Below are 12,714 nucleotides of genomic sequence, written 5' to 3'. Positions count from 1 at the left end.
ACATAACCGCGTTAAAGCTGATGAACGACCTGCTGCAGAATGCCCATGTTAGACTGGTCCAATACCCGTTCATCCCAACCCATTTCTGAGCTCGAAACCGCAACACTCCAGGCTGAATTTGTACCCTTCGGCAGAATTTTGGCTCTGATTTCGTGGTTTACGGTAACAAAGTCCTGAGTGACCAAACGTTGAATAGGGGCCAGGTTTGCATGTACTACCTGACTTCCTGAACCGACACCAAAACGTAACGGATGTGACCTCATTTCATTGTTGAGCGCCGTTTCTGCTTTTGTCTTATCCGAATAGACTTTGTTGTTGAGGCCCTGGAAGAAATCATTCAGCTTGTTTCTTAGCTTGGCGATAGACTTGATGGTTTCGAGGAAATCTTTATTCGTCGCAACCTGAACATCGGAAAAATTATTACGGAGCAACGCCATCGCACCAGCGGCCAGGCCGGTCGCGCCGACAGAAGATAACGCATAACGCGCTGCTATACCCGAAAGCGACGAACCCGCCTGCGAGGCGGCGATGGCGGCTGTACCTGCGCCAAAAGAAGCGAGCCCGCCAATGCCTGCCAGTATTTTACCGGCTACATCATAATAGCTTTTAGTCTGATCCCGGTAGACGTTACCGCCGTAACCATACATATGCGCAGGCGTTGTTCTGAAGCGATCAAAAAACGCGGCATGATTGCTCATGGTAGCAGTACGACGACTGGCCCCCGTCAGAGATTCCAGTTCGTATTCTTCGTCGCGTTGTCTTCTGGCAGGCTCTTTACTGGCAGAAAGCAACCGCTCATAGGTATCCATAATCGTGCGATCCGGAGCGTTCTCAAACTGACTCAATGTTCCTTTATCCAGTTCATTGACGAATGAAATAATAATATCCAGCTGCTCCGCGTCAAACCGGGAATGATCGGAGAGAACCGCATTTATCTCGGAGGTAATATCTGGCATTGCAGGCGCTCCAGCGTCGATTAAATTTCTTTATTCTGTTTGATATCCCAACCCGATTTAGTTTCTGCGCCTTTGGTCCCTTGAGAAGACTGCTCCCAATAATGCAGATTAACTTTAGATGCCTGAAACAGGTAATTCACCATAATAGTGTCGGTATGACCCACACCGCTAAAACTGGTTTTCGTCACCAGAACATCTTCAAGAACAACACGCGAATACTCAATTTGCGAGCCGCCGGCTTTGCAAATTGATAGTTCGACTTTAGCGACATGTTTACCGCTAGCGCAAAACTTGAGAACTGCCGGCGTTGCTTTATCTATCAATGCTTGTACCGAAAGGTCCTGAAAATTAACTTTACCCGCTCCACCACCGCCACCAACGCTCATATTCCCAGGCTGCTCAGCCGCCCAGCTAAATGACAAAACATCTATCCAATTTTTATGATTTGAGTCGTTAGATTCACCGGTTACCCCGTCAACCTTCAGATACATATCAATAGCCATAACAGTCCCTATATTGCATGTTTTAAGAAAAGGAGCCCCCTAATAAGCTAGTTTAAATTTTGCAGATTTAAATGAAGAACACATTACACAAACAAAACCAGGAATAATCTCAGCATCAGTATTCGTTTTGCAAGAGGCTAACATTAACCTTAACGACTACCTTTTTAATCTCCTGCGGCAATGTCGTAATACATCCAGGTTTATGCGGCTCACCAGGCATAAATATCACGAAATTACCAGGCCGTAGCGTAATGGCCTGCTGATTTTCAATCGCATTACACAACTGATAATCCTCTTCAACGTGTATCGCTTCGCACTGCTGTGCACAATTTACCATTCCCCACAGAATACGTTCTTCACCGCTTAGCAACAGTTGAATATCGATATATTGCGCATGCTGTTCCGATTTTTTACTTTCCGCTGGCTGGGTAGTAAATACCATGACGTTCATAAAAATATCGTCACCGCGTAGATTGAAACGTCCAGGAGATTTCTCCTGTGGACAAGCGGCTACCGCCAGCATCAACGCTTCGGCTAAAACGGGATGTATCCCGGAGGCGGTTAGCGTTCCAATATCACCTGCTATCATGAGTTATTCTCCCGAGCCAGTAACACCGCTCCCAGCAATCCCGCGTCATGTCGGTAATGCGCGGGTTGTAACATTACGTGATATACCGACGGTTCCTGCGCAAGGTAAGCTCTCACCATCTCCAGATAACCTTCCGCCAGGCCGATGCTGCCACCGACCACCACGCGCTGGCAATCCGTTGTCGCTTTTACATCAGCGATCAATCTCGCTAAGGTCTGTGCCGAACGGTGAATAAGCCCAATAGCCTGCTCATCATCCTGCCCGGCACGGATGAAAATCGTTTTCGCATCACATCCGCTGAGTTCTCCCTGGGCTGCGGCCGCCATTCCACGTCCGGAAGCAACAGCCTCTACGCAGCCGCGCCGACCACAACCGCATAGCGGTCCATTCGGGTCCGCTAACGTATGGCCCAGATGGCCGGCGAGACCGCCATTCCCGGTGATTAGCCGACCATTACTCACTACACCGCCCCCCACACCTGTGGATACCGTGATGAAAACCATGTCGCGACATTCATCCCCCAGAGCATGGTATTCCGCCCATGCCGCAGCTTGCGCATCGTTAACCGCCAGTGTGGGTAGGCCGGTGATTTTCTCCAGGGTCTGCGTCAGCGGAAAATGCTGCAAACCGCCCAGATTGTGGGGATTGATGGCCGACAGCACGCCGCCGCTAATTATTCCGGTAGACGCAATTGCCACTCGCTGGGCGCGAGCAAACAACGGCACGATCAGCTCTTGCAGCGCCGAACATAGCGCTTCCGGCATTTTGCTGGCGGGTGTCGGCAACTCACGGCGTTTAAGGAGGTTCAGGTCATCATCCACCAGCGCGGCGGCGAGTTTGGTTCCGCCGATATCAATAGCAAGCGTAGTCATGACACCGCCTTTTTTAACGCCGAGTTATACCACTGGCAGATATGCTCAAGACGAGTGATGGCAGAGCCAACGGTCACGGCCCATGCCCCCTGGCGCATCGCAGTTGCCGCCTGCGCCGGGGTATTGTAGCGCCCCTCCGCAATCACCCGGCATCCGGCCTCGCTGAGTGTTTTCACCAGAGCGAAATCGGGTTCTTCCGGCGTTTTCACCGTCGTGTAGCCAGAAAGCGTCGTCCCGATAATGTCGGCCCCCTGCTGCTGGCAAGCCATCCCATCTTCAAAAGTTGAACAGTCGGCCATCGCCAGTAAAGCATGCTGATGAATTCGCGCCAGCAGTGCCGCAACGGTAACCGGGCGCAGGCGATCGGTACCATCCACGGCGATAATATCCGCCCCGCCTTGCGCGAGCGCATCAACATCTTCAAGGAACGGGGTGATCCGGACTGGCGAATCGTCGAGATCGCGTTTCATAATCCCGATGATAGGAATAGAAACGACGGCGCGGGTGGCGCGTAAATTATCAATACCTTCAATACGCAGCGCGACCGCCCCTGCCTGCTCCGCCGCCAGGGCCATCGCGGCGACAATCTCAGGCTTATCCAGCGGGCTATTTGGTACAGGCTGGCAGGAAACAATCAACCCACCAGATTGCGCAATGTTTTTATTAAGCTGTTCAAGTAGTGACATCATCATATCCTTAGGCAAACATTCGTGATTGACCGGCGCCACGATTAATTTTTACTTTTCGCTAATATGCTTTTACCGCTACCAAACGGCACTGCGCCGCTAAACGGTTTGCCATCGATCGCATCATGGGTACGCATGGCTTCCGGGCGGATCCACCGCTGGACGCGGGTTGGCATATCAAGCCCGATAAGTAGGATCACCACGAAGGTCAGGCTAAAGGAGAGCGAACCCAGCGCGGTGCCTAAATCCAGGCGTTGAGCAATTAACGCCCCGAGAATCGGCGCTAACGCGCCGCCCAAAGCACCAACGTTGTAGGTAAACCCCAGACCCGCAGCACGCTGATCGGTTTCGAAATAACCGCCGATCAGCTTCGGTAAGATCCCTGAAATTCCTTGACCCAGCATTTGCTGGAAGAAAAGTAACAAACCGAGGATCCAGACATTTGTTCCGCCTATCGCAAATACCGGAATGATCAGCAGTTGTGAAGCCAGTAAACTGCAAACGTAAGCTTTACGGGTCCCCAGCCAGTCGCCGAGGAAACCGCCGACGCAGCAGCCGACGGCTGCACCAAAGCCGCTAAAGAACAATACGTTAGCAACAGTATGTGGATCATAGGCCAGTTCAGTTTTCAGATAAGTAGGCAGCAGCGCCTGAATCGGCCAGGAGTAGAGGAAAGCGAAGAGCACCACAACCATCAGCATCACGCCGGTCGGCCAGCGTTTACCGCTGCTTTGCACCATGAAACTGATGAAGATAATGGCGCATACCAGGCCCAGCAGCGCAACCAACCCGGCAATACGCGCCTCGCCGGCAAAGCAGTACCATAACGACGCGCCTGCCACAAAGGTCATGATGATGTTTAGCACCCGATGCTGGCCGCGATAGAGAATATCGACCATCGTACGTACCGGCGCTTTACCTTCGTGCTTATCTTTCCAGTCTTCCGCTTCCGGAATGTTTTTACGCAGCCAGAGGGCAAAAACGATGGGGACAATGCCGATGAAAAAGAGCGCACGCCAGCCCCAAACGGGCACCACCAGACTATAAACCTGCGCGGCGACGACGGCGCCAACCGAGAAGCCAGAGATCAGAAATCCACTCGCCTTGTTCCGCAAGTGTTTCGGCCAACTTTCAATAACATAGGTGGCGCTGGAGCCATATTCTCCCGCCATGCCCATCCCAATAACCAGCCGGGCAATAAAAAGAGAGGTGTAGCCAGGGGCAAAACCGCAGGCCAGCGTACCCAACGAAAAAAGAACAATGCTGGTCACCATCGCCAGGCGGCGACCGTAGCGATCCCCCATTGCCCCGAGCATCAAGCCGCCAAACCAGCGAGAGATAAAAGCGGCGGAAATCAGGCTTGCCGCCTGCACCGTCGATAAACCAAATTCCCCCTGAACCTCAGTGAGCACCAGGGCGATTAAGACAAAATCAAAACCATCAAGCAAATACCCTAACCAGGCAGCGGAAAATGCCCGCCACTGCGCCCGGTTAAGATGACGATACCACGGGATATTCTGGGTTGTTGTACTCATGGTGAGTCTCCCGCGATGGGCTGCGCCCACTCGCTTTGGTATGAATTGAATATCGTTGTTGCCGGATGACGCCCGCTTCAGATGTCTGATTGAATCTCTCATCGAAAGCGCAGTTTATGAGCGTCTCCGGCGAGAAATCAGCCGCGCTCCTGCATTAACTGCTGCGCCAGCGCTTTCAATTCGGCCTGGAATTTATCCTCTACCGACGCAAACGGTTTACGGCAGAGTGGTACGGAGAGCACATCCATATAGTGCAACACCGTTTTCAGTCCACGAAATACGCCCACTTTGACTAACAGATCGATGACCTTATTACACTCATGCTGCAGCTGCTGCGCCTTCGCGGTGTCGCCCTCTTTCAGCGCCTGCACGATCCCCAGGTAGCGCCAGGCCATAATGTTATAGGTACTACCGATCCCGCCGTCAGCGCCCGCCAGCAAGCCGGAAGCGAAAATTTCGTCATAGCCGTTGTAGAGCACCAGTTCCGGATGCGCGCGACGGATTTGCTCCATTTGATAGAGATCGCCAGACGTTTGTTTTAACGCGCCCACCCCCGGTAATGTCACCAGTTGGTTAATCTGCTCTAAGGTCAGTTTTACCCCACTCAGCGCCGGAATGTTGTAGACCACCATCGGTATCCCATCAGCAGAATCAATAATTGCGCGATAATGATCGCAGTGCTCTTCAAAGCTGAACGGATAGTAGAACGGCGTTACCGCAGAAACCGCATCAAAACCATAGCGCTTAGCCGCTGCCGCCAGTTGCTGGCTTTCCGCCGTACTAACGCAACCAACATGCGCAATTAAGGTAATTTTCCCTTTCGCCTCTTCCGCTACGATTTCAAGAACTTCTTCGCGCTCGGACAGGCTCTGAACGAAGGCCTCCCCGGTCGATCCGCCGACGTAAACCCCATCAACACCCTGCTCAATATTGAAACGCACTAACCGACGCAGGCTCGCCCGATCGATGTTCTGCTGTGCGTCGAATGGGGTCAGAAGCGCGGGCATCACGCCACGTAAATGGCTAACCATATATACCTCGTAATGATGTTTGACTGAATTAACTATGTACCTTTATACCTGTTATACCAGATCATTTTTAAAGCAGTACAATAGGGAAAGCTTATTGTGCGATCGAGTTCACTAAACCGATCGCGAAGCAGGGATCATTTAGCGGATTTTTTGGTTTTACCTAAGGCACGCCAGGTGGCGGAAACACTTTTGAGGTGGGTTTGCAACGCACGATCGGCTTCGTCCGGATCGCGATCGCGTATGGCGTTAAATATGGCAATATGCTCTTGAAAACTGACGTTATTGTGATGATGAAGCTCTTGCTCCGACACTTTCGGCCGCGCGGCGATTAGCCAGTCAAGCAAAGCAACATGCGTCGCCATAAAGATAGGGTTGCCGGGGATCTCCGCCAGCACGCGGTGGAAATCGACGTCTGAGCGAATAAATTGCGCGTTATCATCCAGCGACTGGCCGTTAATCTCCAGCGCCTTGCTTAACAGGGAAATCTGCTCATCCGTGGCGTTCTCAGCCGCATAGCGCACCAGGCTTGATTCGAAAAAAAGACGTAACTGCTCGAAATGCGCGATACCGCCAGGCGCGGAGAGAAAATCCTTCGCCAGCCCGGAAAGCTCGGAAATGATGGTGTCCGCCGACGGTCTCGAGACTCGCGCACGTTCGCCATTGTTGATTTGCACCAGGCCCTTACGCTTGAGCGCAGCCAGCGCTTCACGTACCGACGGGCGCCCGACGTTAAAAAACGCCATCAGCTCACGTTCCGAAGGAAGCTGTCCACCTTCGCCAAACTCGCCGCGACGAATCATCTGCTCCAACTCTTCTTCCACCATTTCAGACAACTTTTTGCGCGCCAGTGGGCGTCGGCGCAGGCTGTTGCCGATAGTTTCCTGGGTGTCATCTGACGAGTGATCGAACGCGCTCATAAGTATCGTTTAACCTGGAAAAAAGAGAAAAAGTTTCGCTTTTTCATCATATCACAAATCCTACACGGGTAATGAAGAGCGGTAAGCAGCCGCTTTCCGGAATAAAAAAACAACCGATTGGCCTTTGTTCCTGCAGAACGACATCACTTACTGGAACCCATCGCCCCTCCTGAAAAGCTCACCTGCGATTTGTCCTATAAACGTTTACCCGTTCCATTAAGTTTTTACTTATCATTGCAATTTGCAAATGATATTGGTAATTATTCTCATTAGCATTTGCATTGGTGATTTCTTTGGCAAGGTATACCGAGGCCGTAAGGGAACGAGCATCGTCTGAACAACGGCGCTTTGTCCCTTACCGACCCGCGAAGGCGACGCTATCAGGATGATGCGACACGGTGTCTTCAGGAATTACGGACATCGCCCAGCGCGTTGACCGGCCTCTCATCCGGCAAATGCGGCCTTACAAGCCGCCGTGGCAGTGCGGCGGGGCGTCAGACCGTTCATCAGGACAATGACGCGCAAGCGTTAATGGAAGTCGGGACAGGGAATTCCCGATTCGTCAGCGCGCGCTACGGATTCACCGCCTGCGATAGGGTCGCCGGCGTTGCCGTGCGCCGCGCTGGCGAAACTAAAAAATGGCGCAGCGCCAGGCACAGCCGGGTTAACGATAGTTAACTTCGCGCTGGCCGGCATATTGACTGCGTCGACTTCCTGAATTAGTTCGTCAAGCGGAGAGGGATTTTCTCATGCGTATTCTGTTTGTTGGCCCGCCACTCTATGGGCTGCTGTATCCGGTGCTGTCTTTGGCGCAGGCATTTCGCGTTAACGGTCATGAAGTGCTTATCGCCAGTAGCGGTAAATTCGCCCAAAAGGCGGCCGAGGCAGGACTGGTGGTGTTCGATGCCGCGCCCGGCTTCGATTCTGAGGCCGATTATCGCCGTCGCGAGGCGCAGCGAAAGGAAAGTAACATCGGCACTAAAATGGGCAACTTCTCGTTCTTCAGCGAAGAGATGGCCGACCAACTGGTGGAGTTTGCCGGACACTGGCGGCCCGACCTTATCGTCTATCCTCCCCTCGGGGTCGTCGGGCCGCTGATCGCCGCCAAATACGATATCCCGGTAGTCATGCAAACCGTCGGCTTCGGCCACACCCCCTGGCATATCAAAGGTGTAACGCGCTCGCTCGCTGACGCCTACCGCCGCCACGGCGTCGAAGCTCCGCCGCAGGATATGGCGTGGATCGACGTGACGCCGCCGAGTATGAGTATCCTGCAAAACGATGGCGAACCGATCATTCCCATGCAATACGTGCCGTATAACGGCGGTGCGGTTTGGGAGGAATGGTGGGAACGCACGCCCGATCGCAAACGGCTACTGGTCAGCCTGGGCACCGTCAAACCGATGGTCGACGGCCTCGATCTGATCTCCTGGGTGATGGATTCCGCCAGTGAAGTCGATGCCGAGATCATTCTGCATCTCTCAGCTAATGCGCGCTCCGATCTACGCTCGTTGCCGTCGAACGTTCGCCTGGTTGACTGGATCCCGATGGGCGCCTTCCTCAACGGCGCCGATGGTTTTATCCATCACGGCGGCGCTGGCAACACCCTGACGGCACTGCACGCGGGTATTCCACAGATCGTTTTCGGCCAGGGAGCCGATCGCCCAGTAAACGCCCGCGCGGTAGTCGATCGCGGCTGCGGGATCATCCCCGGCGACGGAGGTCTGTCGAGCAGCATGATCAATGCTTTCCTCGACGATCGCGCATTACGTACGGCCTCTGAAGAGGTGGCGGCGGAAATGGCGGCGCAGGCCTGCCCAACCGAGGTGGCGAAAGAACTGGCCGCCATGGCGCAAAAAGGGTAATGGCCGCCGTGGCGGATTTCATCTTTAAATTGACGGAGGAGGCTTAATGCCTGCGACTCACTCTCCCACACCCGCGCGGTCCTGGATAATCCGCCTTGCGCGCGTGTGCTGGGAACGTAAGAAACTTAGCGCTATCGTGGTGGTGGCGTCGGTGTCGACCATTCTGCTGGCCGCGCTGACGCCGCTATTGACACGACAGGCGGTAAATGATGCGCTGGCGGGAAATCCTACCCGCCTGCCGTGGCTGGCCTGCGGGCTGCTACTGATCGCCTTTTTTGATTTCATCGGTAACTATGTACGACGCGGCTATGCTGGCGAGCTATCGCTGTGGGTGCAGCACACCCTGCGAGGACGAGCGTTCGACAGTATTCAAAAGCTCGATGGCGCAGGACAGGACGCGCTGCGTACCGGACAGGTGATTTCACGGACCAATAGCGATCTGCAGCAGATGCATACCCTATTGCAGATGGCTCCGGTACCGCTGGCGGTATTCACCTACTACATCGCCGGTATTGCCGTGATGCTGTGGATGTCGCCGGCCATGACACTAATCGTGGTCTGCGTGCTGGCGTGTCTTGCCATTACCGCGCTGCGCGCCCGTCGTCGGGTATTCGCTCAGACGGGGCTGGCTTCAGACCGGCTGGCGAATCTGACCGAGCACATGCGCGAAGTTCTGGCGCAGATCTCGGTGGTAAAATCCTGCGTGGCGGAACTGCGCGAAACGCGCTGGCTGGATCGTCAATCGCGGCAGATGGTACGCGTGCGCATCGGCGCGGCCATCTCGCAGGCGATGCCTGGCGCTACCATGCTGGCGCTGCCGGTGCTCGGGCAAATCGTTCTACTGTGCTACGGCGGCTGGTCAGTGATACACGGGCGAATTGACCTCGGGACCTTCGTGGCCTTTGCCGGTTTCCTCGCCATGTTAACCGGACCTACCCGTGTGCTGGCGTCGTTCCTGGTGATCGCCCAACGTACCCAGGCATCCGTAGAACGGGTATTCGCCCTGATCGACACCCGTTCGCAAATGGTTGACGGTAGCGAAGCGCTCAATGGTCGTGTTATTGGCCTGCAGCTAGAAAGAGTGAACTTCGGTTATGGCGGCAGCAGCCGTATCCTGAGCGATGTTTCCTTCTCCCTACAGGCGGGTGAAACGCTGGCGGTAGTCGGCGCGTCAGGATCCGGTAAATCGACGCTGCTAATGCTGCTGGCGCGCTTTTACGATCCCAGCGCTGGCGATATTTGGCTACACACCAGCGCCGGTCGGCAGAACCTTCGCGATCTCAAGCTTGAGGCGTTGCGCCGTCAGGTGGGGGTGGTTTTTGAAGACGCCTTTCTGTTTGCCGGGACGGTCGCGGAAAATATCGCCTACGGCCATCCGCAGGCGACGATGGAAGATATTCGCCGCGCGGCGGCGGCGGCAGGCGCCAGCGAGTTTATCAATGCCTTACCAAAAGGCTTCGATACCCGCCTAACCGAGCGCGGCACTAACCTCTCCGGTGGACAGCGGCAACGCATCGCGCTGGCGCGGGCGCTGATTACCGCACCGGAACTGTTAATTCTCGATGACACCACATCGGCGGTAGATGCCGGTACCGAAGCGGAGATCAATGCCGCGCTGGGTCGTTACGCCGATGACCAGCACATGCTGTTGGTGATTGCCCGCCGCCGGGCGACGCTGCGGTTGGCCAGTCGAATTGTGGTGTTGGATAAAGGGCAAGTGGTGGACATCGGCAGCCAGGCTGAGCTTGAGTCTCGCTGCCCGGCGTTCCGCGCGCTGATGACCGGCGACGGGGATTTCCTCGAACCTGGCGCCGGCGGCTGCCGCGATCTGTGGCCAACAACGCCAGAGATGCAGAACGAGGAGCCGCAAGCGTTGCCGGAAGCTGACGGCAACGGTTTTGTCGCCCGCATGACCCGCGTGCCGGAACAGGCGGTTCAACAGGCGCTGGCCGGAGAGGGGCGTAGATTTACCTCGCTGCTGCGGCCGGTGGCGTGGATGTTCATCATCGCCGCCCTGCTGATCGCGCTGGATTCTGCCGCTGGCGTCGGCGTGTTAATACTGCTGCAGTGCGGTATTGACTCGGGGGTTGCCGCAGGCGATATGGCGACTATCGGCGTCTGCGCCCTGCTCGCCCTGTGCCTGGTGGTTATAAGCTGGTGTTGTTATTCACTACAGACTATCTTCGCCGCCAGAGCGGCGGAGTCGGTTCAACATACGGTACGCTTGCGCAGCTTCGGCCATATGCTGCGTCTTGCCCTCCCCTGGCATGAAAAGCACGTTGATTCACGCCTGACCCGGATGACCGTCGATGTTGACTCCCTCGCCCGCTTTCTGCAAAACGGCCTTGCCGGCGCGGCCACCAGCCTGGTCACGATGTTCGCCATCGCCGCGGCCATGTTCTGGCTCGACCCCATTATGGCGCTGACGGCCTTAAGCGCGGTGCCGGTAGTCGCGCTGGCGACCTGGGTTTATCGTCGCCTGAGCTCTCCAGCCTATGCCCAGGCGCGCCTTGAAATCGGCAAAGTGAATAGCACTCTGCAGGAGAAAGTCTCCGGCCTGCGCGTCGTGCAATCCCATGGCCAACAGGAGCAAGAGGCCGCCCGGCTGCGCGCATTATCGGATCGCTTCCGCGCCACCCGCGTACGCGCGCAGAAATATCTTGCGGTCTACTTCCCATTCCTGACCTTCTGTACCGAGGCTTCCTATGCCGCCGTGCTTCTGGTTGGCGCATCGAGGGTGGCCGAAGGCGAAATGACCGCCGGGGTGCTGGCGGCGTTCTTCCTGTTGTTGGGGCAGTTTTATGGCCCGGTACAGCAATTATCCGGGATTGTGGATTCTTTCCAGCAGGCGACGGCCAGCGGTAAACATATTGATGAACTGTTAGCGACCGAAGAGACAGAAAACGTCACCCCTTCTTCCACCCCGCCGGCCACGGGTGCATTACAGCTTGATGAAGTTACGTACCGTTATCCCGGCAGCGCTGAGCCAGCGCTGGACAAGCTCACCCTGACCATCCCCGCGGGCAGTGTCGTGGCGGTCGTTGGCCGCAGCGGCGCCGGGAAGTCGACATTGATTAAACTTATCGCCGGACTCTATTCGCCCACCAGCGGGACGATCGGCATTGGGGAACGACAGATGACGGCGACAACCCTTGCCGATTACCGCCGTCAGATCGGTCTGGTCGATCAAGATGTTGCGCTCTTTAGCGGCGATATTGCGGAGAATATACGTTATTCGCGGCCATCCAGCAGCAATGCCGAAGTGGAGATCGCTTCACGGCAGGCAGGCTTGTTTGAGCTGGTACGTCAGCTCCCGCAAGGTTTCCGCACACCAGTCAATAATGGCGGCGCGGATTTATCCGCCGGACAACGTCAGTTGATTGCGTTAGCTCGCGCCCAGTTGGCGAATGCCCACGTCCTGCTGCTCGATGAAGCCACATCGCGCCTGGATCGCCGCGCGGAAGAGCGCCTCATGTCTTCGTTAACCGAAGTCGCCCGTGCCAGAAAGCGCCTGGCGCTAATCGTGGCGCACCGCCTGACCACCGCCCAGCGCTGCGATCTGATCGCCGTTGTCGATAAAGGGCGGCTCGCAGAATACGGTACCCACGAGCAATTACTTGCGGTGAACGGCCTCTATGCCCGCTTATGGCGCGATAGCGTCGGCCCGGCAGATGCACGCAACCAACACGACATAACGGGAGAAATCGTGGGATAGTGATGGTAAGAGTTAGACCTTAATCAACACGTCTAAAGCGGCTGT

Annotated in this window: 11 protein-coding genes; 2 read left to right on the top strand and 9 right to left on the bottom strand. The window is 55.5% G+C overall.

Annotation, left to right across the window (positions count from 1 at the left end; translation table 11 throughout):
• Positions 1–11 precede the first annotated feature (11 nt).
• From ACSEMK_RS15565 to ACSEMK_RS15525, 9 genes are all read right to left on the bottom strand, one after another.
• On the bottom strand, positions 12–956 hold the full coding sequence (locus ACSEMK_RS15565; RefSeq protein WP_113373046.1) for a transcriptional regulator: 945 nt from the start codon (positions 954–956) through the stop codon (positions 12–14).
• A gap of 20 nt (positions 957–976) precedes the next feature.
• Positions 977–1,459, bottom strand: a complete 483-nt coding sequence (locus tag ACSEMK_RS15560; RefSeq protein WP_015369713.1) for an Hcp family type VI secretion system effector — start codon at positions 1,457–1,459, stop codon at positions 977–979.
• Positions 1,460–1,574: 115 nt separating this feature from the next.
• Positions 1,575–2,048: an N-acetylneuraminate anomerase gene (gene nanQ, locus ACSEMK_RS15555; RefSeq protein WP_015703464.1), complete on the bottom strand. Its 474-nt coding sequence runs from the start codon at positions 2,046–2,048 to the stop codon at positions 1,575–1,577.
• On the bottom strand, positions 2,045–2,920 hold the full coding sequence (gene nanK / locus ACSEMK_RS15550) for an N-acetylmannosamine kinase (protein ID WP_262854163.1): 876 nt from the start codon (positions 2,918–2,920) through the stop codon (positions 2,045–2,047). The genes nanQ and nanK overlap by 4 nt, the downstream gene beginning before the upstream one ends.
• A complete protein-coding gene (locus tag ACSEMK_RS15545) occupies positions 2,917–3,606 on the bottom strand; it encodes an N-acetylmannosamine-6-phosphate 2-epimerase (RefSeq protein WP_430915087.1) in 690 nt (229 codons plus the stop codon). Before ACSEMK_RS15545 ends, nanK begins: the two co-directional genes overlap by 4 nt.
• A 44-nt stretch (positions 3,607–3,650) precedes the next feature.
• Positions 3,651–5,141, bottom strand: coding sequence for an MFS transporter (locus ACSEMK_RS15540; protein ID WP_435336605.1), 1,491 nt, complete (start codon positions 5,139–5,141; stop codon positions 3,651–3,653).
• A 137-nt stretch (positions 5,142–5,278) separates the two neighbouring features.
• A complete protein-coding gene (gene nanA / locus ACSEMK_RS15535) occupies positions 5,279–6,172 on the bottom strand; it encodes an N-acetylneuraminate lyase (protein WP_430915085.1) in 894 nt (297 codons plus the stop codon).
• 134 nt (positions 6,173–6,306) lie between these two features.
• A complete protein-coding gene (nanR, locus tag ACSEMK_RS15530) occupies positions 6,307–7,089 on the bottom strand; it encodes a transcriptional regulator NanR (RefSeq protein WP_042897796.1) in 783 nt (260 codons plus the stop codon).
• 528 nt (positions 7,090–7,617) lie between these two features.
• Positions 7,618–7,785: a hypothetical protein gene (locus tag ACSEMK_RS15525; RefSeq protein WP_113373050.1), complete on the bottom strand. Its 168-nt coding sequence runs from the start codon at positions 7,783–7,785 to the stop codon at positions 7,618–7,620.
• A gap of 53 nt (positions 7,786–7,838) precedes the next feature.
• On the opposite strand from ACSEMK_RS15525, the gene iroB reads away from it, so the two are divergent.
• Together iroB and iroC are read left to right on the top strand one after the other, a co-directional pair.
• Positions 7,839–8,954, top strand: a complete 1,116-nt coding sequence (gene iroB, locus ACSEMK_RS15520; protein ID WP_325079903.1) for a salmochelin biosynthesis C-glycosyltransferase IroB — start codon at positions 7,839–7,841, stop codon at positions 8,952–8,954.
• A gap of 46 nt (positions 8,955–9,000) precedes the next feature.
• Positions 9,001–12,669: a salmochelin/enterobactin export ABC transporter IroC gene (gene iroC / locus ACSEMK_RS15515; protein WP_430915084.1), complete on the top strand. Its 3,669-nt coding sequence runs from the start codon at positions 9,001–9,003 to the stop codon at positions 12,667–12,669.
• Positions 12,670–12,714 lie beyond the last annotated feature (45 nt).

The organism is Klebsiella sp. K-3, assembly GCF_051207495.1.
Taxonomy (GTDB): domain Bacteria; phylum Pseudomonadota; class Gammaproteobacteria; order Enterobacterales; family Enterobacteriaceae; genus Klebsiella; species Klebsiella aerogenes.
The sequence above is the reverse complement of the archived record's forward strand: the minus strand, read 5'-3'. Positions and strand labels throughout refer to the sequence as shown.

Coding starts and splice junctions, on each gene's coding strand:
- ACSEMK_RS15565 (WP_113373046.1), bottom strand. CDS start 956: ATGCCAGATATTACCTCCGAGATAAATGCGGTTCTCTCCGATCATTCC.
- ACSEMK_RS15560 (WP_015369713.1), bottom strand. CDS start 1,459: ATGGCTATTGATATGTATCTGAAGGTTGACGGGGTAACCGGTGAATCT.
- nanQ (WP_015703464.1), bottom strand. CDS start 2,048: ATGATAGCAGGTGATATTGGAACGCTAACCGCCTCCGGGATACATCCC.
- nanK (WP_262854163.1), bottom strand. CDS start 2,920: ATGACTACGCTTGCTATTGATATCGGCGGAACCAAACTCGCCGCCGCG.
- ACSEMK_RS15545 (WP_430915087.1), bottom strand. CDS start 3,606: ATGTCACTACTTGAACAGCTTAATAAAAACATTGCGCAATCTGGTGGG.
- ACSEMK_RS15540 (WP_435336605.1), bottom strand. CDS start 5,141: ATGAGTACAACAACCCAGAATATCCCGTGGTATCGTCATCTTAACCGG.
- nanA (WP_430915085.1), bottom strand. CDS start 6,172: ATGGTTAGCCATTTACGTGGCGTGATGCCCGCGCTTCTGACCCCATTC.
- nanR (WP_042897796.1), bottom strand. CDS start 7,089: ATGAGCGCGTTCGATCACTCGTCAGATGACACCCAGGAAACTATCGGC.
- ACSEMK_RS15525 (WP_113373050.1), bottom strand. CDS start 7,785: ATGCCGGCCAGCGCGAAGTTAACTATCGTTAACCCGGCTGTGCCTGGC.
- iroB (WP_325079903.1), top strand. CDS start 7,839: ATGCGTATTCTGTTTGTTGGCCCGCCACTCTATGGGCTGCTGTATCCG.
- iroC (WP_430915084.1), top strand. CDS start 9,001: ATGCCTGCGACTCACTCTCCCACACCCGCGCGGTCCTGGATAATCCGC.